A 23,464-nucleotide genomic window follows, 5' to 3' on the forward strand; every position below is an offset into this window, starting at 1 on the left:
GTTATCCCAGTTTACGTGCGCCAGCCGTATCAAGACGGCAAATATGGACGAAGCCTTCATCATTCTGCAGATAGTGCTGGCGCAGCCAGTCCGCCATCCGCTGCGCCGTTTCCATCTGATTGCAAACGGCGAAAAGCGTAGGGCCGGAACCTGAAATGCCGCACGCCAGCGCGCCCGTGTCGACGGCGGCCTGGCGCGCCTCGGCAAAGCCCGGCAGCAGCTTCGTGCGGTAAGGTTCGGCGATCACATCCTGCATCAGTTTAGCGGCCAGCAGCGGCTGCCCGCTATGACAGGCGTGAATAAAGCCAGCCAGCAGGCGGCCATGTTTGATCACATCTTCTTTGCGATACTGCGCGGGCAGAATGGCGCGCGCTTCGGCGGTAGAGACTTTAATGCCCGGATAGGCCATCACCCACAGCCAGTCGTCGAAGCCCGGCACCGCCTGGCTGATAATGCCGTTCTCCTCAAGCATCAGCTGGATGCCGCCGAGGAAGCATGGCGCGACGTTGTCATAGTGTACGCTGCCGGAAATGCGCCCTTCCAGCTCGCCCATCAGCGTCAGCAGCTGAGTATCGCTGAGCGGCCTGCCGCAAAACTCGTTCATCGCCATTAAACCGGCCACCACCGAGCAGGCGCTGGAGCCGAGGCCGGAGCCGATCGGCATATTTTTCTCCAGCGTCATCGCCACCGGCACCTCTTCACCGATCGCTTCGCAGAAGCGCTGCCAGCACTGATAGACGATATTCTCTTTGGGATCGTCCGGCAGCTTGCTGACAAAGCGTCCGCTGTTTTGCAACGAAAAGCGCTGCGCCGCTTCCACCGTGACGCAGTCGCCCAGCAGCGTGCCGTCTACCGGCGACACCGCCGCGCCCAGCACGTCGAAGCCGACGCTGACGTTGCCAATCGAGGCCGGTGCGTAAATTTTTACCATCATCAAACTCCCAACTTCCATGACAGGGTGCGCAGCAGATCGGCGAAGACGCCCGCCGCCGTCACATCATTGCCCGCGCCATATCCGCGCAGCACCAGCGGAATCGGCTGATAATAACGGCTGTAAAACGCCAGGGCATTCTCGCCGTTTTTCACTTTATAGAGCGGATCGTTGCTGTCGACCGCGTCAATTTTCACTTTGCAGAGGCCGCCCTCTTCAATCGCGCCGACGAAGCGTAACACTTTTCCTTCGTCACGCGCTGCGGCAACGCGCGCGGCGAAGGCGCTGTCCAGCTCCGGCAGGCGCTGCATAAACGCCTCTACGTCAGCGATCTCATTCAGGCTGGCGGGCAGCAGCGGCTCGATCTCGATATCGCCTAGCTCCAGCTTATGGCCCGCTTCGCGCGCCAGGATTAGCAGCTTGCGCGCCACGTCCATACCTGAAAGGTCGTCGCGCGGATCGGGCTCGGTAAAGCCCAGCTCGCGCGCCATTTTTGTCGCCTCAGAGAGCGAAACGCCCTCGTCCAGCTTGCCGAAAATAAAGGAGAGCGAGCCTGAGAGGATGCCGGAGAATTTAATCAGCTCGTCGCCGGCGTTTAACAGATTCTGCAGGTTTTCAATAACCGGCAGTCCCGCACCGACGTTGGTGTCGTAGAGGAATTTGCGACGCGATTTTGCGGCGGCGGCGCGCATCTGCTGGTAGTAGTTCCATGACGAGGTGTTGGCCTTTTTGTTCGGCGTCACCACGTGGAAGCCGTCGCCGAGGAAGTCGGCGTAGAGATCCGCTACCGCCTGGCTGGAGGTGCAGTCCACAATCACCGGGTTAAGCAGATGATACTCTTTCACCAGTCGATTGAGGCGGTCAGGATTAAAGGGCTCTTTGGCTTCGCTCAGCGCCCCTTTCCAGTCGCTCAGGTCGATGCCGTGTACGTTGGTCAGCAGCGCGCGCGAGTTGGCGATGCCGCAGACGCGCAGATCGATATGCTTCTGTTTCAGCCACGCCTGCTGGCGATAGAGCTGATCCAGCAGCGCGCCGCCGACGCCGCCGACGCCCACCACAAAGACTTCGATCACCTGATCGGTGGCGAACAGCATCTGGTGTACCACGCGTACGCCGGTGGTAGCGTCATCGTTGCTTACCACCACGGAGATAGAGCGCTCTGACGAGCCCTGCGCGATGGCGACGATATTGATATTGGCGCGCGCCAGCGCGGAGAAAAATTTGGCGGAGATGCCGCGCAGCGTGCGCATCCCGTCGCCGACCACGGAGATCACCGCCAGCTGTTCCATTACGCCCAGCGGATCGAGCAGCCCGTCTTTCAGCTCAAGGTAGAACTCCTCTTCCAGCACGCGGCGCGCTCGCGCCTGCTCATTCTGCGGTACGCAGAAGCTAATGCTGTATTCAGAGGAGGACTGGGTGATCAGCACCACCGAGATGCCGGTGCGCGACATCGCGGCGAAGACGCGCGCCGCCATACCGACCATGCCCTTCATCCCGGGTCCGGAGACGTTGAACATCGCCATATTATTCAGGTTGGTGATCCCTTTGACCGGGTTCTCGTCATGCTCACCTTCGCCGCCGATCAGGGTGCCCGGCGCCTGCGGGTTGGCGGTGTTTTTAATCAGGCATGGGATCTGGAACTGCGCGATAGGCGCGATGGTACGCGGATGCAGCACTTTCGCGCCAAAATAAGAGAGCTCCATCGCCTCCTGGTAAGACATCGACTTCAGCAGGCGCGCGTCGGGCACCTGACGCGGATCGCAGGTATAGACGCCATCTACGTCGGTCCAGATTTCGCAGCAGTCGGCGCGCAGACAGGCGGCCAGCACCGCGGCGGAGTAGTCAGAGCCGTTACGGCCCAGCACCACCAGTTCGCCCTTCTCATTGCCTGCGGTAAAGCCGGCCATCAGGATCATATTTTGCGGCGGGATCTGGCTGGCGGCGATGCGGCGCGTCGATTCCGCGATATCAACGGTGGATTCGAGATAGTGGCCGACGGCCAGCAGCTTCTCCACCGGATCGATCACGGTGACGCCGTGGCCGCGCGCCAGCAGCAGCGCTTCCATAATCGCGATAGAGAGCTTCTCGCCGCGGCAGATAATAGCGGCGTTAACGCTGTCGGGGCACTGTCCCAGCAGGCTGATGCCGTGCAGCACCTGCTTCAGCTGGGCGAACTCCAGGTCGACGCGCGTTTTCTGACCGTCATAGTCAAAGCCCGGCTGCGCCGCCGCCAGCCCCTGCAGCAGCTCGTCGAAAATCCGCTCGGCGTCGCTGATATTGGGTAGCGCATCCTGGCCGCTGATGGTCTTCTCAATCATCGCCACCAGATGGTTGGTAATTTTTGCAGGTGCAGAGAGTACGGTGGCAACCTGTCCCTGCTGCGCATTGCTTTCCAGAATGTCAGCGACGCGAAGAAAACGTTCCGCGTTCGCTACCGAGGTCCCACCGAATTTCAGCACTCGCATGTTAAAGCTCTCCTGAATTTACGCCGAAAAAAAAGCCCGCACTGTTCAGGTGCGGGCTTTTTTCTGTTTTTCCTGTATGCGTCAGCCCGCACCTTTACCCGTGGTAATGGTGGTTGTAATAATGGTGATGTTCAGGCTGGTTGAGTTACGCATTGAGATTTTTTCTGTCTGTCTTTTAGAGTCTGTCTGCTTTCCAGAAGTAAAGCAAAGCGCCGGTCAAGTCAACGAATTTGTCCGGCGGCCCGTTTTTCGCCGCTGCGCACTGCTGCGTGCCGATCGGCAAAACGCCTGCAGAATCGTTTGCCTGTCCCGCGCTTTTTGCGATCAGCCGCTGCGAAAGACGATTTTTCAGGAAGATTTATCTATAAGTTTTTTTTCTACATCATGCAGCAGGCGATGCAGCATAGCGCTGTCGCGCTGCTCCAGCAGGCCGATGCGCTGATCGATCCAGTCGGCCATTTTGCGATCGTCGCTGACCTCAAGCGTCTGCAGCAGCCGCTCAAAACGGTGGCGCAGCGCCTCCAGCTGCCGGGCGTCCGCCTGCGGTGCGGCGGGCGGCGCTACGCGATTAAGCGCGGAAAGCTGATAGCAGTAAACCATCACCGCCTGGCCGAGGTTGAGCGAGGGATAATCCTGCGCCATCGGAATGCCGGTAAGCAGATCGACCAGGTCCAGCTCTTCATTGGTGAGTCCGCTATCCTCGCGCCCAAAGACCAACGCCATGCTGTTCACCCACTGACGCTTCTCCAGCAGCTGCGCTTCCACCTGCTGCGGCGTGGCGTAGTAGCGGAATCTGGCGCGGCTGCGCGCCGTGGTGGCGACGGAGAAGTCGATATCGGTCAGCGCGTCGCTCAGGGTGTCGAAGGTGCGCAGGTTATCCAGGATCTCTCCGGCGCCGTGCGCGACCCGGCGCGCGGCGGGATCTTGCCAGGCGTCGCTGGCGACGATGCGCAGCTCGCTAAAGCCCATGGTCTTCATCGCCCGCGCCGCTGCGCCAATATTTTCCGCCCGAGCGGGCGAAACCAGAATAAGGGGGAAACGCATGATTATTCCATTTGTGTTTTGACATCGCCCCGTATAGTACCATGCGCCGCTGTTAAAGCCGGAATCTGGCGTGTTAAGAAAATAATTTGTTAACGATGTTAAAATTAAATAAACGTCGCTGCGAGCTTGTAATGCAACCCAGACAGGCAATAACTAACATTTCCCCCTGAAAATTTCATCTAATCAGCAGGATAAGTCTGCGCATTTTGAAATTGTCATTTGCTTATACAGCCTGTGAATATGTAGTGAAACTGATATTTTTTGTGAGCTAAGCTTGCATTACAAGAGAAGTTTTTCACATAAGTGTTAACGTGCTACAATTGCATTTGATATAAGTCAACGAAGCGTTGTTTTTATGCTTATCGGTTGTTGTTGGTGCTGTTAGGTTGCTGTTAATACGGTTAGGATATGCGCCAAAAGATTCTCTCCTGGGGCAGGCAATATTCATTCTGACTGGCTGAGCTAACACTGTTGTTGACGTTGATAGATGGTGTATCAAGAACATAATTTCGTACAACGGTTAAGCGCCACTTACCGCGCTTTTAGCGAGCCTGAATAACCGCGTACGCCCTGTTTTCGATTTGTTGGCAAATTTTAGGTAGCGAAACATGCAGACCCCACACATTCTTATCGTTGAAGACGAACTGGTCACGCGTAACACCCTCAAGAGCATTTTCGAGGCGGAAGGTTATGTCGTGTATGAGGCAACCGACGGCGCTGAAATGCATCAGGTGCTGACCGATAACGACGTCAACCTGGTGATCATGGATATCAACCTGCCAGGTAAAAATGGCCTGTTGCTGGCGCGCGAACTGCGCGAGCAGGCAAACGTGGCGCTGATGTTCCTGACCGGTCGTGATAATGAAGTGGACAAAATCCTTGGTCTGGAAATTGGCGCGGATGATTACATCACCAAACCCTTCAACCCGCGTGAGCTGACCATTCGCGCACGCAATCTGCTGTCACGCACCATGAATCTGGCGATGCCGAGCGAAGAGCGCCGTCAGGTTGAAAGCTATAAGTTCAACGGCTGGGAGCTGGATATCAACAGCCGCTCGCTAATCAGCCCGAACGGCGAACAGTATAAGCTGCCGCGCAGCGAGTTCCGCGCCATGCTGCACTTCTGCGAAAACCCTGGCAAAATTCAGACCCGCGCCGACCTGCTGAAGAAGATGACCGGCCGCGAACTGAAACCGCACGATCGCACCGTCGACGTCACCATTCGTCGCATTCGTAAGCACTTTGAATCTACGCCGGATACGCCGGAGATCATCGCCACGATCCACGGCGAAGGCTACCGCTTCTGCGGCGACCTGCAGGAATAAAAACCTGACGCAAGCGAGGGCTGGCTGCCAGTGTGCTCGCTCTTCCCGCGACCTCCCTGTCGCGGGACGCTTTACTCCCCGACGGCTCTTACCCGTTTGCTAACCTTAGCTGCCCCCCGGTAAAACCCACTGAAAGCCTTTTTTATTCCCGCCACGGCATAATTGGCACCGCGCTCAGCGCATTCTTCGGCGATCCCTCCACCACTCTGTCGGAATAGCTCAGGTAGATGAGCGCATGGCGCTTCTGATCGAAGAAACGCACCACCTGCAGCTTTTTAAACACCAGCGAGGTCCGTTTCTTAAACACCACCTCGCCCTGCGCTTTCCCCTGCGCGATAGCGTCGCTCAGCTCGACCGGCCCAACCTGCTGGCAGGAGATCGCCGCGTCGGCGGTATCCTCCGCCAGACCCAGACCGCCCTTAATCCCGCCGGTTTTCGCCCGGCTGATATAACAGGTTACATTTTTTACATCTGGATCGTCGAACGCCTCCACCACGATCTTATGATCGGGCCCAAACATCTTAAATACCGTATCTACCGAGCCGATCTCTTCGGCCAGAACCGGCGACGCCAGCAGCAGCGAAGCGAATGAAGCAGCGAAAAAGCGAGATATTGTCATAGCGTTACCATTGCAAACCTAATAGACGAGCATGTAATGTACTGGCAATTGTCCGCGTTGACCAAACCAGACCGGTTTAATCCCACATTGACATGGCACAATCTCCCAACAAAGCTGCCCACGCCTGATGTGCAATTAGTGCTATTATTCGGCGACTGCGTTAGTCGCACCCAGAGAGTATGAGGATGTTTTATGGACCAAGCCGGTATCATTCGAGATTTGCTTGTCTGGCTGGAGAGCCATCTTGATCAGCCCCTTTCACTGGACAACGTTGCCCTGAAAGCGGGTTATTCTAAATGGCATTTACAACGGATGTTCAAAGACGTAACGGGCCACGCCATTGGCGCCTATATCCGCGCCCGGCGCCTGTCCAAAGCGGCCGTAGCGCTGCGCCTGACCAGCCGCCCGATTCTGGATATCGCGCTGCAGTATCGTTTCGATTCCCAGCAGACCTTTACCCGCGCCTTTAAAAAGCAGTTTAACCAGACGCCCGCGTGGTATCGCCGCTCCTCGGAATGGAATTCGTTCGGCATTCGCCCGCCGATTCGCCTTGATGACAACAGCATGCCGGAATCGAGCTTCGTCACGCTGCCGGAAACCGTGCTGGTGGGACAGACGCAAACCTATAGCTGTACCCTGGAGCAGATCTCCAGCTACCGCGACGAAATGCGCATTCACTTCTGGAAGCAGTTCCTGCTGGAAACCGACACCGTTCCGCCCGTGCTGTACGGCCTGCATCAGGTGCGCGCCAGCCAGGAGAAGGATGACGAGCAGGAGATCCTCTACACCACCGCCGTGCCGTCCGATCAGGCGATGAACCTGCACTCCGGCCAGAGCGTGCTGCTGGAAGCGGGCGACTATGTGCAGTTCACCTATAACGGCCCGCGCAACGAACTGCAGGAATTTATCCTGCTGCTCTACGGCACCTGCATGCCGACGCTCGGCCTGACGCGCCGTCAGGGCCAGGATATCGAGCGCTTCTACACCCACGGCGGCAAGAAGCGCAGCGAACCGCCGAAAGAGATCCGCTGCGAATATCTCATCCCGATTCGCCGCCAGCAGGCGAGCTGATCGCTAGAATGCCGTCATCGCGACGGCATTTTTTTTAGCGCTGCAGCTCATCCAGCGCGGGCGCGTCAAGATGCGAAATATCGCCTGCCGTTTCCACCACCCAGCCTTGCGCCAGCCAGGCGCTCTGCTGGTGATCGACGCGCGAGATCGAGCAGTTACGCAGGCGCAGACGTCGCTCCGCATGGGCCGGCAGGCCAAGAATCGTGCTGATCAGCACGCCGAGTGCCATACCGTGACTGACCAGCAGCGGCCGGCTGCCGGCGGGCAGCGCCAGACAGGCGTTCAGCGCCTCGTGCATACGCGCCGCCATCTCCGCCATCGATTCGCCCTGCGGAATACGGCCGTCTACCGTGCCGTCCACCAGCGCGCTGCGCCAGCGCTCTTCCTCTTCGCTTAACCCGTCGAGCGGGCGCTTCTCCAGCACCCCCATATTCAGCTCGCGCAGGCGCGGCTCCAGCGTCACCGAACAGCCGCAGGCGTCGGCGATAATCTCGGCGGTACGCTGCGTGCGGCCCAGATCGCTGGTGATAACGTGGGTAATGCCAAGATGTTTGACGCGCTCGCCCACCTGATGGGCCTGTTGCTCTCCTTTCTCCGTCAGCGGACTGTCGGATTGTCCCTGAATGCGCCGCTGCGCATTCCATACCGTTTCACCGTGACGAACAAGATAGACCTGTAGCATGCTGAGTTTCCGTTATACTGCGACAAATTTGCCTAAAGGGTTCAATAGATTATGTACCAGGTTATCGCAGCCACCATCAATCCGGCAAAAATTCGCGCAATCTCTCAGGCGTTCAACGACGTTTTCGGCGAAGGATCCTGCCATATTCGCGGGGTCGAGGTCGATAGCGGCGTCGCGGCGCAGCCCCTGAGCGATGCGGAAACGCGAACCGGCGCACGCCAGCGCGTCGCCAATGCGCGTCAGGCTGCGCCTGAGGCCGATTTCTGGGTGGCGATCGAAGCCGGTATTGAAGAGGATTGCGCCTTTGCCTGGATGGTGGTCGAGAATGCCAGCCAGCGCGGCGAGTCACGTTCCGCCAGCTTTACGTTGCCGCCGGTGGTGATGGCGGGCCTGCGCGCCGGACGCGAGCTGGGCGATGAGATGGCGCGGCTAACCGGCGTGGAAAATATCAAACACAAAGGCGGCGCTATTGGCGCCTTCACCCACGGCCTGCTGACGCGCTCCAGCGTCTATCATCAGGCGTTGATCCTGGCGCTCTGCCCCTTTACTCATCCGCTTTATCAGCGCTGAGCCCGCCGCGTCCCAGACGTCCCTCCAGCCAGCGCCGCAGTTCAGGCGGCGCCTCTTTCAGGCTGTTTGACCCGCGCGTAATGGTGGCGATGCCGACCCCCAGTTCATTTTTCAGCTCGCGCTGGCTCATGGTGCCGCTCATCAGCTCTTCGACGATGCGCAGCCTTGTACCGAGCGCCTCGCGCTCGTCCGGCGTCAGCATCAGCTGCAGCAGAGGCAGCGCCACGTCATCGGCATAAGCCTGCTGCATCAGCGCGATAAAGCGCCGCCAGTTGTCTTCAGAAAGGGATTGTTGTGCCGACCGGGCGGGAGATTGCGTCATTAAACAGGCTTCCGTACTCACTAACGAGTACGGAAGCATAACACGCTAGTAGCGGCGGTTCCACTCGCTGTCCGACAGCACCTTATCCGGCTCGCCCATAAAGTGGCGATAGTAGGCGTCGTAGGCCAGCACGTTTTTCACGTAGCCGCGCGTTTCAGAGAAGGGAATGGTCTCGATAAAGGCGACCGCGTCGAGATTGCCCGCGCTGACGTTCTGCCAGCTGCGCACGCGACCCGGCCCCGCATTATAGGCCGCCGAGGCGAAAATGCGGTTCTGCCCGAACTGCTGATAGACATACTCCAGATACTGGGTGCCGATCTGAATATTGGTCTGCGGATCCAGCAGCTGGTTGCTGTTCATATAGCCGGGGATGTTGTACATCTTCACGGTGTGCGCCGCCGTTGCCGGCATCACCTGCATCAGGCCGCTGGCACCGACCGGCGAACGCGCTTTCGGGTTCCAGGCGCTCTCCTGACGCGAAATCGCCATGGCGTAGCTCGGCGAGATGCCTTTGTCGCGGGTATTGCTCTTATAGAAGCTCTCCCACGCCAGCGGGAAGCGCTCTTTCAGGCTGTCCCACATCTTCGCCGTGATGGTCGCCTGCACGCTGAGATCCCACCAGTCCTGCTCGTTGGCGTAGCGCGCCAGCATCTGCTGCTGGGTGTGGTTTTTGCTGGCGATCAGGTTGGCCCACTCGCTGCGCGCCAGGTTATCCAGCCCCCAGTACATCAGCTCGCGCACGCGCGCCAGCTCGGGTCCCTGCACCGTCGCACTGTCGGGCTTTGGCGCCTCGTCGATCTGCAGCGGGTACTTCACGCCCAGCCGCTGCGCCGCCACCATCGGATAGAAGCCGCGCGCCTGCATCAGCTTATGCAGGATCTCGTCCGCCTCCTCTTTACGCCCCTGCGCGTAGAGCAGATCGGCCTGCCAGTACTGCCACTCATCTTTCTCTTTCGCCTCAAGCGGCAGACGCGCGATCCAGGTGTTCAGGCCGCGGCGATCGTTTTGCGACAGCGCCAGACGCACGCGTCGCTCGATCAGCGCCGTCGACTGGCTGTTCATCACCACGGCATCGCGCCAGCGCGCCTGCTCCGAGGTTAAATCGCTGCCCATCATGCGCCAGACCACGATCTCCTTCAGCGCTTGCTCGCCATCCGCCTCCATCTTCTGGCCACGCACCAGCAGCGGGATCATGCTGCGTGCATTCTCCATATCGGCGCGCGCAACGCGGGTAAAGGCGTAGAGGGTTGCCTGGCGGGTAAAATCGGTCGGGCCGACCGTCTGTGCGAAGTTCACTACCGTCTGAGGATCGCTCTGCAAGGCGAGCACGCCCGTGGCGATGGTCTGGTAATCTTCCGGCAGGGTTTTCGCCAGGAAGCTCACCAGGCTGTCGTTGCCCGCCTTCATCGCCAGCCGAATGCGCTCCAGCACGGTAATCGGCGACATCTGGCCAGAGGATTGCCAGACGGAGAAGAGGCGATCGCAGTCGTTGGGCAGCGCAGTGCCGCGCAGCCAGATCGCCTTCGCGCCCTCAAACGCCTGCTGCTGCGCGCCCGTGGCCCATTTGGCGTAGAGCCAGTTGCAGCGCGCCTGTACCGGCGTCGGCGCTTCCGGGCTAAAGCTCAGAATGCCCTGCCAGTCCTGACGGTGCGCCAGCACGTTGACGAAGCGGGTTTTCAGCGAGCGCGCCGGCGGCAGCGTGGGATATTGCTGGATAAAGTTTTTAACGGCGAGCGGTGTTTCCTGATCGAGGTCCTGCGCCAGCAGGCGGTACTGCAGGTAAGGGTATAGCGGGTAATCCTGCAGCGTCGGCAGCAGCTGCTCGACCGTCGCCATCTGGTTGCTGTCCCACGCCTGTTTAATCTGTTGATAACGTTCCCGCTGCTGATCCAGCGAGTCTGCCCACGCGCTGCTGGCCGCTCCGGCCAGACAGATCCCTATCATCCAGTTACGCCACTTCTCCACGAAAATCTCCTCTGTTGCTGCTCTCCGGCTGCGTGCCAGGCATTCTTCATGCTAACCAGGGGAACCCGCTCTTGCCATGTTCTTCACAAAATTTACGCAGCGCGGCGCGCAAGGCTGGCTAAAAGCGGGTCGCAGGCTGCGACGGGAGGATGACACGCCGTTGAGAAACCGTGTAAATATAGGGCGAGCATGGCGGCGTTTGCGGGGCGATCTGATTGCGGGTAAGATTGATCGTCTGCCGGCCTGAGTGCGCGCAACGCCTTAAAATTGCGGCAATTATCGCTGTTCATCCTGATGCGCTCTCCTCTCCACTGCGCATCACTTTCGGCTATCAACCACGACAGAGACCTCTATGGAAACCCGGCGCGACGAACGCATTCAGAAACTGACCCTGGCGCTGAAACGCACTGACAAGCTGCATCTGAAAGACGCCGCGCAGCTGCTGGGTGTTTCAGAGATGACGATTCGACGCGATCTCAGCGAGCCGGCATCTACCGTCGTGCTGCTGGGCGGCTATATCGTCAGCGATCCAAAAAATCATGGCGGCCACTATTTCGTTTCGGATCAGCATGGACAGAACGCGGCGAAAAAGCAGCGCCTGGCGCAGGCCGCCGCCAGCCTGATCGGCGAGAACGATACGGTCTTTTTCGACTGCGGCACCACCATTCCCTATATTGTCGACGCCCTGCCCGAGGATCTCCCCTTTACCGCTATCTGCTGCGCCATGAATACTTTCCTGGCGCTAAAAGAAAAACCGGCCTGCAACGTTATTCTGAGCGGCGGCGAGTTTCATGCCGATAACGCCCTGTTCACGCCGATCGGCGCACATTCAATTCTTGACGATCTCTGCCCGACGCTGGCGTTTATCTCGGCGGCGGGCATCGACAGAGAACAGGGCGCGACCTGTTACAACCTCAACGAACTGGCGATGAAGCATCACGCCATGCTGCGCGCGCGCCAGCGCGTTCTGGTGGCGGACAGCAGCAAGTTCGGCAAGGTGCTGCCCGCCCGCATCGGCGAGCTGCGCCGCTTTGACCTGCTGGTGAGCGACAGCGCACCGGACAAGGCGCTGGCGGAGTGGCTGGCGCAGCAGCTGCCGCTGCGTCTGCCCGATGCGGTCTGACCCCCGCCTTTTCTTTTTACGCGTAACAACGCCGTCCGCCCGGAATTATCCCGGCGCGCGGCTGGGATTAGCCAGGCAAAAAGGCTAAACTTCGTCACTAATTCACCCACCAGAATCAGAGGCTCATTACAACGTGGCTCAATTCGTCTATAGCATGCATCGCGTCGGCAAAGTGGTTCCGCCGAAGCGTCATATTCTAAAGAACATCTCCCTTAGCTTTTTCCCGGGCGCGAAAATCGGCGTGCTCGGCCTGAACGGCGCGGGTAAATCCACGCTGCTGCGCATCATGGCGGGCATCGATAAAGATATCGAAGGTGAAGCGCGCCCGCAGCCGGGCATCAAAGTGGGTTATCTGCCGCAGGAGCCGCAGCTCAACCCGGAACAGACAGTACGCGAATCTATTGAAGAAGCGGTCTCCGAAGTGGTCGGCGCGCTGAAGCGTCTGGACGAGGTTTATGCGCTCTACGCCGAGCCGGACGCCGACTTCGACAAGCTGGCGGCCGAACAGGGTCGTCTGGAAGAGGTTATTCAGGCGCACGACGGCCATAACCTGGAAACGCAGCTGGAGCGCGCCGCCGATGCGATGCGCCTGCCGGACTGGGACGCCAAAATCGGCAACCTCTCCGGCGGTGAGCGTCGCCGCGTGGCGATGTGCCGTCTGCTGCTGGAAAAGCCGGACATGCTGCTGCTGGACGAACCCACCAACCACCTGGACGCCGAGTCCGTGGCCTGGCTGGAACGCTTCCTGCACGAGTTCGAAGGCACCGTCGTGGCAATTACCCACGACCGTTACTTCCTCGATAACGTTGCGGGCTGGATCCTTGAGCTGGACCGCGGTGAAGGCATTCCGTGGGAAGGCAACTACTCCTCCTGGCTGGAGCAGAAAGATCAGCGTCTGGCGCAGGAAGCCTCTGCCGAAGCCGCACGTCGTAAATCGATCGAGAAAGAGCTGGAGTGGGTGCGTCAGGGTACCAGAGGCCGTCAGTCGAAAGGCAAGGCCCGTCTGGCCCGCTTCGAAGAGCTGAACAGCACCGAATACCAGAAGCGTAACGAGACCAGCGAACTCTTTATTCCGCCGGGTCCGCGCCTGGGTGACAAAGTGGTTGAGGTGAAAAACCTGACCAAATCCTACGGTGACCGCGTGCTGATCGACAATCTCTCTTTCTCAGTGCCGAAGGGCGCTATCGTCGGCATCATCGGTCCGAACGGCGCAGGTAAATCGACCCTGTTCCGCATGATGACCGGTCAGGAGCAGCCCGATTCCGGCAGCATCGAGCTGGGCGAAACCGTTAAGCTGGCGTCGGTCGATCAGTTCCGCGACGCGATGGATAACTCAAAAACCGTGTGGGAAGAAGTCTCTGGCGGACTGGACACGATGCGCATCGGCACCTTCGAGATGCCGAGCCGCGCCTACGTTGGCCGCTTTAACTTCAAAGGCACTGACCAGGGCAAACGCGTCGGCGAACTCTCCGGCGGCGAGCGCGGTCGTCTGCACCTGGCGAAACTGCTGCAGGTTGGCGGCAACCTGCTGCTGCTTGACGAACCGACCAACGACCTGGATATCGAAACCCTGCGCGCGCTGGAAAACGCCCTGCTGGAGTTCCCGGGCTGCGCCATGGTGATCTCGCACGACCGCTGGTTCCTCGACCGTATCGCCACCCATATCCTCGACTATCAGGATGAGGGCAAGGTGGAGTTCTTCGAAGGTAACTTCAGCGAGTACGAAGAGTACAAGAAACGCACCCTCGGCGCCGACGCGCTGGAGCCGAAGCGTATCAAGTACAAGCGTATTACCAAGTAATCAAAAGGGCGCCACCAGGCGCCCTTAAATTTAGAACCGCTTTTATTCTATCGTTATCCACGCTTCAACAGGGCCCTGATAGTCTTCATGGTTTGCTGAATTCACTCTCTGCTTATTGCATTTATAACCCGCAATAATTCTCTGTTTATTTGACGTCGAATTTAGAGATTTAACGAGCCAGCCTCCCTGACTCGTTAAATATAAATAAGGCCTTATGCTTTGGCGTCCATCATCTCTTTCACCAGCTCGATACAGCGCAGGAAACGCGTGTCGTAATCGTCCTCGCGCACGTGCACAAAGTCGACGTTGTTTTCCCGCAGCATAGTAACCAGCATTGACTGGAACTCGCGACGATCCACCGAGCTGCCCAGGCTGCGCAGGCCGTCCGCCACCCAGGGCACGTTATTCTCCAGCAGGATCACCAGGTCGAAACGGTATTCGTCGATTAGCGCCTGTACAAAGGGGTGCTCCCGACCTTCATACTTCAGGCAGAACGCCTGGGTGGTGATAAAGTCGGTGTCGATAAAGGCGACTTTATTGGCGTATTTCACCGCAAAGTCGATGTACTGCGCCTGGCCGAGCGCGATCTTGTCGTAGTCGGAATATTGCAGCGCCATCTCGTCGCCGCCGAGGTGAGAGAAGACGTAGTCGCGGCCATATTCCCAGGCGCTGGTGGTATTGAAAATATTGGCGAGCTTGTTGACCAGCGTCGATTTGCCGCTGGATTCTCCGCCGAGCACGGCGACGGTGCGCACGAAAAAGGGCTTAACCTCGGTGGGAATATATTCCCAGTAGCGAAAGGGATCCTGACGGATCTGCGCGCCGCTGATATTCATAAAGGATCGCGCGGGATCGACCAGCACGGTGCGTACGCCCAGATGCTGTTGATACATCTCCGCATCCGCGGTTTCGCTGGTATAGATGCAGTCTGGGGCGATGCCCTGATCGCTGAGAAAGGTTTTCACCCCTTCACTCCAGACGTCCCAGCCGTGCGGATAGGGCTCAATGCCCTCTTCGTTGAAGGAGTGAATGCGGATGTTTTTCTGGTACTTAAAGGTTTGCAGCAGCCAGCGCAGCCGATCGCTGATGGTTGGCTGCTGCGACATGGCGCTGTTCTCAAACAGCGCGCGATCGCGCGGCTCGTCGTGGCCCATAATAATATGCAGCTCGTCGACCTGGCTGCAGGCGCGCTGGATAAGGTAAATATGGCCGGTGTGCAGCGGGTAGAACTTGCCGAACACTACGCCGACGGTTTTATCGCGGCGCGGAAACTCCAGCCCCAAAAAGCGATGCAGCGCTTCCAGTTTTTGCGCGCTCGGACTTTTAATTTTGGCGTTGAGCAGCTGGCTCAAATAACCCTTGGTCATCCCGCTGGCGTCGGCCACCTGCTGCAGGGTATGCCCCTGCTGGCGAATGGCGGTTTTCAGATAGTCGAACGACGTCATGCTGCCTCCTGCATGGATTGAAGTTGCCTGCGAGTTTACCCGCTCAGCCTTTAAAGCTCATCCAGTATCGCCAGCGCGTCCGCCAGTTTCTTCGCGCTGTAAACCTTCATGCCGTCGACCGCTTTCTTCGGCGCGTTGCCGGCCGGCACGATAGCGCGTTTGAAGCCGTGCTTGGCCGCTTCGGAGATACGCTCCTGCCCGCTCGGCACCGGGCGGATCTCCCCCGCCAGCCCTACCTCGCCGAAGATCACCAGGTCCTGCGGCAGCGGACGATCGCGCAGGCTTGAGACCATCGCCAGCAGCAGCGCCAGATCGGCGCTGGTCTCGGTGACCTTGACGCCGCCCACCACGTTGACGAAGACATCCTGATCGGCCATCTGCAGGCCGCCATGACGATGCAGCACCGCCAGCAGAATCGCCAGACGGTTCTGCTCCAGCCCCACCGCAACGCGGCGCGGGTTGCCCATCATTGAGTGATCGACCAGCGCCTGGATCTCCACCAGCAGCGGACGCGTGCCTTCCCACACCACCATAACGGAGCTGCCGGAGGTCACCTCGTCGCCGCGCGACAGGAAGATCGCCGACGGGTTGCTGACTTCGCGCATCCCCTGCTCGGTCATGGCGAACACGCCCAGTTCGTTAACTGCGCCGAAGCGGTTTTTATGGCTGCGCAGCGTGCGGAAGCGCGAGTCGGCGTCGCCGTCCAGCAGCACTGAACAGTCGATACAGTGCTCCAGCACTTTTGGGCCCGCCAGCGAGCCATCTTTAGTGACGTGGCCGACCATCACGATCGCCACGCCGCGCGTTTTCGCGAAGCGCGTCAGATAGGCGGCGGTTTCGCGCACCTGCGCCACGCTGCCAGGAGACGACTGAATATCCGCCATGTGCATCACCTGGATGGAATCGATCACCATCAGCTTCGGCTCTTCCTGCTCGGCGATCTGGCAGATCTGCTCGATGCTGGTTTCCGACAGCATATTGAGGTTTTCGCTCGGCAGGCCGAGGCGGTGCGCGCGCATCGCTACCTGCTGCAGCGACTCTTCGCCGGTGACGTAGAGGGTTTTCATCTCCTGCGCCAGGCGGCACATCACCTGCAGCAGCAGCGTCGATTTCCCCGCGCCGGGGTTACCGCCAATCAGGATGGCGCTGCCCGGCACCACGCCGCCGCCCAGCACGCGGTCAAACTCTTTAAAGCCGGTCGAGAAGCGCGGCAGCGCCTCCAGGCTGATTTCCGACAGCTTCTGCACCCGGCTGACGCCTGCGCTGCCGGCGTAGCCGCTCAGGCGCTCATTGCGCGCCGCCGCCGGCGACGCCGCAATACGCACTTCGGTGATGGTGTTCCAGGCGTGGCAGGCGCTGCATTGCCCCTGCCAGCGGGGATAATCTGCGCCGCATTCGTTACAAACGAAGGCGCGTTTTGCCGCTTTGGCCAAATCAGTACCTCTAACGCTCTTCGTGAATCAGGCTGCCGCTGAGGATGCAAAACACCCCCATCAAATCGGCGTGACGGATAGTAACCTGCGTCTGCTCATTCACTTTGGGTTTAGCATGATAAGCGATACCCAGCGCCGCGGCCTTAATCATCGGCAGGTCGTTGGCGCCGTCGCCGATAGCGACGGTTTGCTCCGGCGCGATGTCGAAACGCTGCGCCAGCTTTTTCAGGGTATCCGCTTTGTATTGCGCGTCGACAATTTGTCCCAGCACTTCGCCGGTCAGCTTGCCGTCGCGCATCTCGAGTTCGTTGGCGGCAACGTGGGCCAGATGCAGCCTGTCGCGCAGGTATTCAGCGAAATAGGTAAATCCGCCAGAGGCGATCGCCACCTGCCAGCCCAGCGCCTGCAGCTTCTGCACCAGCTCGGTGAGTCCCGGCATCAGCGGCAGCGCGTCGCGCACCTGCTTCAGAATATTGGCGTCCGCGCCTTTCAGCGTCGCCACGCGCTGGCGCAGGCTGGCGGCGAAGTCCAGCTCGCCGCGCATTGCGCGCTCGGTGACTTCCGCCACCAGCTCGCCGCTGCCCGCCAGTTTGGCGATCTCGTCGATGCACTCAATCTCAATCGCGGTGGAGTCCATGTCCATCACCAGCAGGCCCGGCGTTTTCAGATGCGGGATCTTGCCGAGCGGCGCCACGTCGAGACCATTTTCATGCGCCAGCTTCGTGGCGCGCGGCGTCAGCGAACCGGCCAGCCGTACCACCTGATAGTCGTCGATGCGCCAGGCGCTGACGATCACCATCGCCGCGCCTAACTGATGCTGATAGTCGGTAAGCTGCTGTTTGGTCAGGTCACGGCCATAGAGCAGCCAGCCGGTCCGACCGGCACGGTAGTCCAGCGGCATGACTTCATCGCCGCTAAGGGAAAGGGGTAAACCCGGCCATTCGGAGAGGTCGGCGGGCAGATCGCACCAGGTAAGACGGTTCAGCATCAGAGCTCCTGTAGGGGACAACAAAACCACGCAAGAGGCTACCTTGTCTGCGCCGCTTCTGGCAACATAATCTCCTGGTTTCTGTTGTGACGTAACACAGGTTATCGATGGCTAAAAGGGCACTGAAATTTCGCTTACACCGCACGGTGATTGTGCTGATCTCGCTGGCGCTGCTGGTCGTTCTGATGCAGGGCGCCTCCTGGTTCAGCCTCGGCCATCAGATGGCGCGCTCCGAGCAGGTCGAAGAGCTGGCGCAGACCCTGACGAAGCAGGTCGCCTTTAGCCTGTCGCCGCTGATGGATAACAGCGACGATAACCGCAGCCAGATTGAAGCTATCCTCAACCAGATGACCACCAACAGCCGCATTCTTGACGCTTCGGTTTACGCCGACGACGGCAGCCTGGTGGCGCACAGCGGCGAAAACATCAACGTGCGCGATCGCCTCGCGCTCGACGGCAAGCGCGCCGGCAGCTACTTCAACCATCAGCTGGTGGAGCCGCTCGGCAACAGCGACGGCCCCCTTGGCTTCCTGCGCGTAACGCTCGATACCCACGTGCTGGTCACCGAGTCGCGCCAGGTGGACAACACCACCAATATTTTGCGCCTGATGATGCTGCTGGCGCTGGCCATCGGCATTATTCTGTCACGCACCCTGCTGCGCGATCGCCGCACCCGCTGGCAGCAGTCGCCGTTTCTGCTGACCGCCAGCACGCCGGTTAAAGAAGATGGGGACGATGAGGGTGAAAACAAGGATCCGACGCCTTAAACAGGCTGCGCGCGGGCGAACAGCTCCCTGAATGAATGCTACCGGCAAAAAGGCCCGTTAAACGGGCCTTTGCTGCGCCAGGGGGAACAGAGACTCAGGCGAGCAGCAGCGCCTTTAGCTCGCTCAGCGACCTGACCGTCCAGGTGGGGTGAATCGTCTCTGGCAGCGGTCGCGTGCCGTGATCGATCCAGCAGGTTTTTAAACCGGCGTTCATGCCGCCGAGAATATCGGACTCCGGCGTATCGCCCACCATCAGCACGCGGCTGCGATCCGGGTTACCCATCTGCTCCAGCGCGTAGTCGAAAATAGCCGCATCCGGCTTCGGCACGCCGACCTGCTCAGAGATCACCAGCGTCGAGAAGTAGTCGCGAAAGCCGGTACGCTCCAGGCGCGCCTGCTGCAGCGCGGTAAAGCCGTTGGTGATAATGCCCATCGGCACCTTGTTGTGCAGCGCATGCATCAGGCTGACCGCCCCTTCCAGCGGCATGCAGATTTCCGACATGGCGCTAAGGAAGCCGCTGTTAAGCACGTCAGGCGCCACGCTCAGCTTTTCCGCCCAGCCGGTAAAACGTCGCGTCTGCAGCTGCAGCGCGGAGATTGCGCCGTTCTGATAATCGACCCACAGCGGTTTGTTGATCGCCTGGTAGTCGGCGTAATCCTGATCGGTGAACTGAACATCATAGCCGGCGAAGAGACGCTGCAGGCCGGCGAACGCGTCAAAATGAAAAAGGGTGTCATCGGCATCGAACAGGATGCAATCCCAGTCTTTTAACATTACAGCTCCTTAAAAGCCTACAGCGTCAGCGCCATAATGATGGCGTCTTCACGTCCGCTGGCGGTGGGATAGTAGTTGGGACGGCGGCTGACCTGATGAAAGTCGAGCTGCTCGTAAAGGGCGATAGCGGGATGATTAGAGGCGCGGACCTCCAGCCAGAGCGTCATGACGTCGCGTTTCTCCAGCTCAGCGATAAGATGCTGCAGCAGCTGGCGACCGTAGCCGCGCCGCTGAAAAGCGGGATCGACGGCGATATTAAACAGCGACGCCTCATCCAGCACTACCTGGGTAATGGCGAAGGCGGCCATCACGCCGTCGACGTCGAGGCGATAGTTAAGAAAACGCTCGCCCTGGTTGCTGGCGAAGGTCTGTTCGCGCCAGGGAAAAGCGTGGCTGCGGCACTCGATGGCGAAAGCCTGTGCGGTGTCCTCAGGGGTGAGGAAAGAGATCGCTGTCATGGTTACACATCTGTTGCCAGAGCGCGCGTTTCGCCGCGCCGCTGCTGGAAAGTTCATTTAAAGAGGCTGAGTGAAGCGCGACGCCGCTAAAGGGGTGCGGCACGTCAATGCCGATCAGCCAGCCCGCGCAGTCGAGCGATTCGGGCAGCATCTGCAGCTGATCGGGCGTCAGCGCCATCACCTGGGCAGGCTGGATGGCGAGGGCGTGCAGAACGTCCCGCACCAGCGGCTCGTGCAGGCCGGGCGCGACCTCGGCGACGATAATCAGCTTTGTGCCTGGCGTCAGCCGCACCGCGATTTCGCCCTGAAGCACGCGCGGGCGTCGCAGTTGATACTGCGTTATTCCCATTTGCTGTAACAGCCAGTCGCGCCTGGACGTCATGATTTACCTTTGATGTGCTGCCGGAATGCGACGCTATGCTAGCAAACCCATCGAACATGCGCCAACAAACCACTATAATCGCCGCTCTGATCTAACAGGAGCCTTTCATGTCTGCTTTTACCCCGGCCAGCGAAGTCATACTGCGCCACAGTGATGAATTTACCGCCCGCCACGTCTTGTTCGCTGGCGATATGCAGGATGACCTGCCCGCTCAGCTGGAGACCGCCTCATCGCGCGCGCATACCCAGCAGTATCATCACTGGCAAAATCTGAGTCGCCGTCTGGGCGACCGGGCGCGCTACGGTCTGGTGGCAACGCAGGAAGAGGTAGAAGGCTGCGATACGCTGGTCTACTACTGGCCGAAAAACAAGCCGGAAGCCTTGTTCCAGCTGATGAATCTGCTGTCGCTGCTGCCGCTGGGCTGCGATATTTTCGTCGTGGGCGAAAACCGCAGCGGCGTGCGCAGCGCCGAAGGCATGGTCGAAGAGTGGGCGACGCTGGAAAAAATCGACAGCGCGCGCCGCTGCGGCCTCTATCACGGCCGCCTGGAAAGCCAGCCGACGTTTGACGCCGATAGCTTCCGCGACAGCTACGATCTCGATCCGCTGACCATCTGCACCCTGCCGGGCGTCTTCAGCCGCGACGATCTCGATATCGGCAGCGCCCTGCTGCTCACCACCCTGGCGCCGCACACCAAAGGCAAAGTGCTGGATATCGGCTGCGGCTCGGGCGTGCTGGCGGCGGTGCTGGCCAACCACTCGCCGAAAGTGCGCCTGACCCTGTGCGACGTACACGCCGCGGCGATTGAGGCGAGCAAGGCGACGCTGGCGATTAACGGCTTTGAGGGCGAGGTTTTCCCGAGCAACGTCTTCTCCGACGTCACCGGCCGCTTCGATCTGATCCTCTCGAACCCGCCGTTCCACGAAGGGCGTGAAACCAGCCTGGACGCGGCGCAGGCCCTGATCCGCGGCGCGGTGAAGCACCTCAATACCGGCGGCGAGCTGCGCATTGTCGCCAACGCCTTCCTGCCCTACCCACAGGTGCTGGACGAGACCTTCGGCAGCCATGAAGTGCTGGCGCAAAACGGACGCTTCAAGGTTTACCGCGCCGTTTACGGCCGCGGCGCGAAGTCACGCTAAGCAGCGGCGACGGTGAAAACGTTGCTTTTTACAGCAGTCGATTCGCCGTCGCGAAATATCTGTTGACGCCGGGTGTAAAATCTCTAGAATGCGCCTCCGTGGTTGCAATACTGTCATGTATTGCTGGTACGCGAAGGTGGCGGAATTGGTAGACGCGCTAGCTTCAGGTGTTAGTGTCTTAACGGACGTGAGGGTTCAAGTCCCTCTCTTCGCACCAACAACCACGATTTTCATCTCGCATCGCACTGCGCGAAGGTGGCGGAATTGGTAGACGCGCTAGCTTCAGGTGTTAGTGTTCTTACGGACGTGAGGGTTCAAGTCCCTCTCTTCGCACCAATGCGGCGACATGAAAAGATGACTCAAATGCGAAGGTGGCGGAATTGGTAGACGCGCTAGCTTCAGGTGTTAGTGTCTTAACGGACGTGAGGGTTCAAGTCCCTCTCTTCGCACCAGAGTTGTCCTCCCCTGCTTTACCTCCCGGCTTTACTCTTCTTGTTTCAGACGCCATGAAAGATCACCGCAACGGCCGCTAATCCGCCCGCTAATGCCAGACATGAAGGCAGCAGCAGATAGTGACGTAACCGACGATGGAACAGCATAATCACCGTCAGCAGCAGCGCCACCACCATCACTATGCGCCACTGGCTAAAGCTCGGCTCCCATAGCGCAAAGCACGGCATCGCCGCGCAGGGCAACAGCACGCCCCATGCGCTGTCCAGTCTCTTCCCCATCACCCAGCTAACGCCCCACAAACCGCAGGCGGCAAACAGAGCCATTAACATTGCGCCGACCTCAAATGATAAGAATTCGCATTATCATATGATAATAAATCTCATCTTGCAGCCTGTTTTTTTCGCCCCCGGGCCGGAAGATGACAGACCAGTTGGAAAATGCTAGATTGCGGCCGATAACACCTTTCATAACACAGCAAATTTGCTCATTGTCCGGCAAAAAATTTTATTTTCGCCGGAATGCGCTTTGATATTTCAGGGCCGTTTCGAGTATTAATAATGAAATTACAATCTTACGATGAATTGAAACAGAGCAAATATCGGCTATCGCTGATGCTCTTTCTGTTTTTAAATGTCGCCGTATCGCTTTTTTGCCTGATCCCTTTCGTTGGCAGCCCGGCAGCGGACCTGCCGGTTCCGGTTATTACCGTTGCGCTATTTAGCGCCTCGACGTTAATTGCGTGTTTAATCAGGCCGAAACTGAAATTACCTTTATTAAATCCTGTCGCGTTACTGCTTGGTGCGTTTTGGGCATGGCATATTGACCTTAAATATCATCAGGTTTTCTTTTTTGACGATAACTTTCTGACGATTAGCCTGCTTAGCGTATTTTTTATTAGCGCCATCGCCCTGAGCGATTATCTGCCGGCCTTTTGTCTGCATATCACCCCGCCGGTGGTAACGGTGCTGCTGCTCGATAATGGCGAACATCTGGCGATGCTGCTGCTGACTATCTCGCTGCCGCTGATCGGCTTTTCTCTGCAACACCTGATGCGCCGCCGCGTCGATCGCTTTACCCGCCGCCTGATGCGCCAGCTCTATGAAGAAAAAGAGACCTTCAGCGATCTCAGCATGCTGGACCCGCTGACCGGCCTCTATAACCGACGCGGACTGAAAAACCGGCTGGACAATATTCTGGAAAATCACGCCGGCAGCCACTTTGTGCTGCTGCTCGATATTGACCACTTCAAGGCGTACAACGATAACTACGGCCACGCCATGGGCGACCAGGCGCTGGCGCGCGTGTCGGTGGCGATCCGCGACGCCGTGCGCTCGCGCGATGTGGTGGTGCGCTACGGTGGCGAAGAGTTTCTGGTGCTGATGACCAACGTTAACGCGTCGATCGCCATGAAGCTGGCGGAGCGCATTCGCCAGTATGTGCTCGATCTCGAGATCCCCCATCGCTTCAACGAAAAGGTCTCCACCCACGTCACCGTCAGCGCAGGCATTGCCCCGATATTTGACGACGAGTTCGATCAGGCGGTCGCTAACGCCGACCGTGCGCTCTACGTTGCTAAAAACCAGGGCAGAAATACTATTCTCGCCTGGGAAGCGTTGCCCAAACCGCTCGCCGCCGGCAGCGAAGTGCTTTAATGCTTCGCAGCGCGGCGGTGCGCGCCGCGCCGCCGCTGGCGCTGATGCCGCCCT

23 protein-coding genes, 3 tRNA genes and 1 other annotated feature are annotated in these 23,464 nt (G+C 59.1%); of the genes, 11 read left to right on the forward strand and 15 right to left on the reverse strand.

The features are described 5' to 3' along the window. Position 1: 1 nt before the first annotated feature. The 4 genes from thrB to LB453_RS19095 all read right to left on the reverse strand — a co-directional run bounded on the left by thrB (position 2) and on the right by LB453_RS19095 (position 4,440). Positions 2-931: a homoserine kinase gene (gene thrB / locus LB453_RS19080; protein ID WP_103794037.1), complete on the reverse strand. Its 930-nt coding sequence runs from the start codon at positions 929-931 to the stop codon at positions 2-4. Positions 932-933: 2 nt separating this feature from the next. Then, complete coding sequence (gene thrA / locus LB453_RS19085; protein ID WP_103793892.1) at positions 934-3,396, reverse strand: bifunctional aspartate kinase/homoserine dehydrogenase I; 2,463 nt, start codon at positions 3,394-3,396, stop codon at positions 934-936. 25 nt (positions 3,397-3,421) lie between these two features. Further along, positions 3,422-3,539, reverse strand: a sequence feature (Thr leader region). Further along, on the reverse strand, positions 3,478-3,549 hold the full coding sequence (gene thrL / locus LB453_RS23455; RefSeq protein WP_127908399.1) for a thr operon leader peptide: 72 nt from the start codon (positions 3,547-3,549) through the stop codon (positions 3,478-3,480). It overlaps the preceding feature by 62 nt. Before the next feature lie 195 nt (positions 3,550-3,744). Further along, positions 3,745-4,440, reverse strand: coding sequence for a tRNA/rRNA methyltransferase (locus LB453_RS19095; RefSeq protein WP_103793891.1), 696 nt, complete (start codon positions 4,438-4,440; stop codon positions 3,745-3,747). 608 nt (positions 4,441-5,048) lie between these two features. Between LB453_RS19095 and arcA the strand changes: the two genes are divergently transcribed. After that, positions 5,049-5,765, forward strand: a complete 717-nt coding sequence (gene arcA / locus LB453_RS19100) for a two-component system response regulator ArcA (protein WP_033749412.1) — start codon at positions 5,049-5,051, stop codon at positions 5,763-5,765. 142 nt (positions 5,766-5,907) lie between these two features. On the opposite strand, the gene creA is transcribed toward arcA, so the two are convergent. Further along, a complete protein-coding gene (creA, locus tag LB453_RS19105; RefSeq protein WP_103793890.1) occupies positions 5,908-6,384 on the reverse strand; it encodes a protein CreA in 477 nt (158 codons plus the stop codon). Between the two features lie 192 nt (positions 6,385-6,576). Here creA and robA point away from each other — a divergent pair, with 192 nt between their 5' ends. Next, on the forward strand, positions 6,577-7,455 hold the full coding sequence (gene robA / locus LB453_RS19110) for an MDR efflux pump AcrAB transcriptional activator RobA (protein WP_103793889.1): 879 nt from the start codon (positions 6,577-6,579) through the stop codon (positions 7,453-7,455). 34 nt (positions 7,456-7,489) lie between these two features. Here robA and gpmB read toward each other — a convergent pair whose 3' ends face one another. Next, positions 7,490-8,137: a 2,3-diphosphoglycerate-dependent phosphoglycerate mutase GpmB gene (gene gpmB, locus LB453_RS19115; protein ID WP_103793888.1), complete on the reverse strand. Its 648-nt coding sequence runs from the start codon at positions 8,135-8,137 to the stop codon at positions 7,490-7,492. Between the two features lie 51 nt (positions 8,138-8,188). Between gpmB and yjjX the strand changes: the two genes are divergently transcribed. Next, complete coding sequence (gene yjjX, locus LB453_RS19120; protein WP_103793887.1) at positions 8,189-8,707, forward strand: inosine/xanthosine triphosphatase; 519 nt, start codon at positions 8,189-8,191, stop codon at positions 8,705-8,707. Here the strand turns inward: yjjX and trpR are convergent. Then, positions 8,682-9,029 (reverse strand): trp operon repressor, encoded by a 348-nt coding sequence (trpR, locus tag LB453_RS19125; RefSeq protein ID WP_103793886.1) that lies wholly within the window; start codon positions 9,027-9,029, stop codon positions 8,682-8,684. The genes yjjX and trpR overlap by 26 nt on opposite strands. A gap of 45 nt (positions 9,030-9,074) precedes the next feature. Further along, complete coding sequence (sltY, locus tag LB453_RS19130; RefSeq protein ID WP_103793885.1) at positions 9,075-10,994, reverse strand: murein transglycosylase; 1,920 nt, start codon at positions 10,992-10,994, stop codon at positions 9,075-9,077. Positions 10,995-11,346: 352 nt separating this feature from the next. Between sltY and deoR the strand changes: the two genes are divergently transcribed. Both deoR and ettA read left to right on the forward strand, forming a co-directional pair. Continuing rightward, complete coding sequence (gene deoR / locus LB453_RS19135; protein ID WP_103793884.1) at positions 11,347-12,117, forward strand: DNA-binding transcriptional repressor DeoR; 771 nt, start codon at positions 11,347-11,349, stop codon at positions 12,115-12,117. Between the two features lie 133 nt (positions 12,118-12,250). Further along, on the forward strand, positions 12,251-13,918 hold the full coding sequence (gene ettA / locus LB453_RS19140; protein ID WP_103793883.1) for an energy-dependent translational throttle protein EttA: 1,668 nt from the start codon (positions 12,251-12,253) through the stop codon (positions 13,916-13,918). A gap of 212 nt (positions 13,919-14,130) precedes the next feature. Here ettA and nadR read toward each other — a convergent pair whose 3' ends face one another. Genes nadR through serB form a run of 3 tightly spaced genes read right to left on the reverse strand, consistent with a single transcriptional unit; the run spans position 14,131 to position 17,784 of the window. Further along, on the reverse strand, positions 14,131-15,363 hold the full coding sequence (gene nadR / locus LB453_RS19145) for a multifunctional transcriptional regulator/nicotinamide-nucleotide adenylyltransferase/ribosylnicotinamide kinase NadR (RefSeq protein WP_103793882.1): 1,233 nt from the start codon (positions 15,361-15,363) through the stop codon (positions 14,131-14,133). A gap of 50 nt (positions 15,364-15,413) precedes the next feature. Then, entirely contained in the window at positions 15,414-16,796 is a 1,383-nt protein-coding gene (gene radA, locus LB453_RS19150; RefSeq protein WP_033749394.1) for a DNA repair protein RadA, read from the reverse strand. A gap of 10 nt (positions 16,797-16,806) precedes the next feature. Then, on the reverse strand, positions 16,807-17,784 hold the full coding sequence (gene serB / locus LB453_RS19155; RefSeq protein ID WP_103793881.1) for a phosphoserine phosphatase: 978 nt from the start codon (positions 17,782-17,784) through the stop codon (positions 16,807-16,809). A 107-nt stretch (positions 17,785-17,891) separates the two neighbouring features. Between serB and LB453_RS19160 the strand changes: the two genes are divergently transcribed. Beyond that, positions 17,892-18,551 carry a YtjB family periplasmic protein gene (locus LB453_RS19160; protein ID WP_103793880.1) on the forward strand — a complete coding sequence of 220 codons (660 nt, stop codon included), beginning with the start codon at positions 17,892-17,894 and terminating at the stop codon, positions 18,549-18,551. Between the two features lie 94 nt (positions 18,552-18,645). On the opposite strand, the gene yjjG is transcribed toward LB453_RS19160, so the two are convergent. The 3 genes from yjjG to LB453_RS19175 are packed head-to-tail and all read right to left on the reverse strand — an operon-like array spanning position 18,646 to position 20,166. After that, positions 18,646-19,326: a pyrimidine 5'-nucleotidase gene (yjjG, locus tag LB453_RS19165; RefSeq protein WP_103793879.1), complete on the reverse strand. Its 681-nt coding sequence runs from the start codon at positions 19,324-19,326 to the stop codon at positions 18,646-18,648. A gap of 17 nt (positions 19,327-19,343) precedes the next feature. Continuing rightward, a complete protein-coding gene (gene rimI / locus LB453_RS19170; protein WP_033749390.1) occupies positions 19,344-19,784 on the reverse strand; it encodes a ribosomal protein S18-alanine N-acetyltransferase in 441 nt (146 codons plus the stop codon). Continuing rightward, entirely contained in the window at positions 19,756-20,166 is a 411-nt protein-coding gene (locus tag LB453_RS19175) for a DNA polymerase III subunit psi (protein WP_103793878.1), read from the reverse strand. Before LB453_RS19175 ends, rimI begins: the two co-directional genes overlap by 29 nt. Positions 20,167-20,273: 107 nt before the next feature. Between LB453_RS19175 and rsmC the strand changes: the two genes are divergently transcribed. The 4 genes from rsmC to LB453_RS19195 all read left to right on the forward strand — a co-directional run bounded on the left by rsmC (position 20,274) and on the right by LB453_RS19195 (position 21,757). Beyond that, the gene (rsmC, locus tag LB453_RS19180) at positions 20,274-21,305 is read left to right on the forward strand and encodes a 16S rRNA (guanine(1207)-N(2))-methyltransferase RsmC (RefSeq protein WP_103793877.1); all 1,032 of its coding nucleotides are present in this window, start codon (positions 20,274-20,276) and stop codon (positions 21,303-21,305) included. A gap of 130 nt (positions 21,306-21,435) precedes the next feature. Further along, a tRNA-Leu gene (locus LB453_RS19185) sits at positions 21,436-21,522 on the forward strand. Positions 21,523-21,554: 32 nt separating this feature from the next. After that, positions 21,555-21,641, forward strand: a tRNA-Leu gene (locus tag LB453_RS19190). A gap of 29 nt (positions 21,642-21,670) precedes the next feature. Continuing rightward, a tRNA-Leu gene (locus LB453_RS19195) sits at positions 21,671-21,757 on the forward strand. A gap of 45 nt (positions 21,758-21,802) precedes the next feature. On the opposite strand, the gene LB453_RS19200 is transcribed toward LB453_RS19195, so the two are convergent. Next, positions 21,803-22,087 carry a DUF1435 domain-containing protein gene (locus LB453_RS19200; RefSeq protein WP_103793876.1) on the reverse strand — a complete coding sequence of 95 codons (285 nt, stop codon included), beginning with the start codon at positions 22,085-22,087 and terminating at the stop codon, positions 21,803-21,805. Positions 22,088-22,315: 228 nt separating this feature from the next. Between LB453_RS19200 and LB453_RS19205 the strand changes: the two genes are divergently transcribed. Beyond that, the gene (locus tag LB453_RS19205) at positions 22,316-23,410 is read left to right on the forward strand and encodes a GGDEF domain-containing protein (protein WP_103793875.1); all 1,095 of its coding nucleotides are present in this window, start codon (positions 22,316-22,318) and stop codon (positions 23,408-23,410) included. Positions 23,411-23,464 lie beyond the last annotated feature (54 nt).

The organism is Pantoea agglomerans, from assembly GCF_020149765.1.
In the GTDB taxonomy this organism is placed as follows: domain Bacteria; phylum Pseudomonadota; class Gammaproteobacteria; order Enterobacterales; family Enterobacteriaceae; genus Pantoea; species Pantoea alvi.

What these genes read in the sequence shown, in the direction of transcription:
- yjjG (WP_103793879.1), bottom strand. Translation starts at nt 19,326, where the DNA reads ATGTTAAAAGACTGGGATTGCATCCTGTTCGATGCCGATGACACCCTT.
- rimI (WP_033749390.1), bottom strand. Translation starts at nt 19,784, where the DNA reads ATGACAGCGATCTCTTTCCTCACCCCTGAGGACACCGCACAGGCTTTC.
- creA (WP_103793890.1), bottom strand. Translation starts at nt 6,384, where the DNA reads ATGACAATATCTCGCTTTTTCGCTGCTTCATTCGCTTCGCTGCTGCTG.
- LB453_RS19205 (WP_103793875.1), top strand. Translation starts at nt 22,316, where the DNA reads ATGAAATTACAATCTTACGATGAATTGAAACAGAGCAAATATCGGCTA.
- gpmB (WP_103793888.1), bottom strand. Translation starts at nt 8,137, where the DNA reads ATGCTACAGGTCTATCTTGTTCGTCACGGTGAAACGGTATGGAATGCG.
- trpR (WP_103793886.1), bottom strand. Translation starts at nt 9,029, where the DNA reads ATGACGCAATCTCCCGCCCGGTCGGCACAACAATCCCTTTCTGAAGAC.
- LB453_RS19160 (WP_103793880.1), top strand. Translation starts at nt 17,892, where the DNA reads ATGGCTAAAAGGGCACTGAAATTTCGCTTACACCGCACGGTGATTGTG.
- serB (WP_103793881.1), bottom strand. Translation starts at nt 17,784, where the DNA reads ATGCTGAACCGTCTTACCTGGTGCGATCTGCCCGCCGACCTCTCCGAA.
- LB453_RS19200 (WP_103793876.1), bottom strand. Translation starts at nt 22,087, where the DNA reads ATGTTAATGGCTCTGTTTGCCGCCTGCGGTTTGTGGGGCGTTAGCTGG.
- yjjX (WP_103793887.1), top strand. Translation starts at nt 8,189, where the DNA reads ATGTACCAGGTTATCGCAGCCACCATCAATCCGGCAAAAATTCGCGCA.
- deoR (WP_103793884.1), top strand. Translation starts at nt 11,347, where the DNA reads ATGGAAACCCGGCGCGACGAACGCATTCAGAAACTGACCCTGGCGCTG.
- arcA (WP_033749412.1), top strand. Translation starts at nt 5,049, where the DNA reads ATGCAGACCCCACACATTCTTATCGTTGAAGACGAACTGGTCACGCGT.
- LB453_RS19175 (WP_103793878.1), bottom strand. Translation starts at nt 20,166, where the DNA reads ATGACGTCCAGGCGCGACTGGCTGTTACAGCAAATGGGAATAACGCAG.
- robA (WP_103793889.1), top strand. Translation starts at nt 6,577, where the DNA reads ATGGACCAAGCCGGTATCATTCGAGATTTGCTTGTCTGGCTGGAGAGC.
- rsmC (WP_103793877.1), top strand. Translation starts at nt 20,274, where the DNA reads ATGTCTGCTTTTACCCCGGCCAGCGAAGTCATACTGCGCCACAGTGAT.
- thrB (WP_103794037.1), bottom strand. Translation starts at nt 931, where the DNA reads ATGGTAAAAATTTACGCACCGGCCTCGATTGGCAACGTCAGCGTCGGC.
- nadR (WP_103793882.1), bottom strand. Translation starts at nt 15,363, where the DNA reads ATGACGTCGTTCGACTATCTGAAAACCGCCATTCGCCAGCAGGGGCAT.
- thrA (WP_103793892.1), bottom strand. Translation starts at nt 3,396, where the DNA reads ATGCGAGTGCTGAAATTCGGTGGGACCTCGGTAGCGAACGCGGAACGT.
- LB453_RS19095 (WP_103793891.1), bottom strand. Translation starts at nt 4,440, where the DNA reads ATGCGTTTCCCCCTTATTCTGGTTTCGCCCGCTCGGGCGGAAAATATT.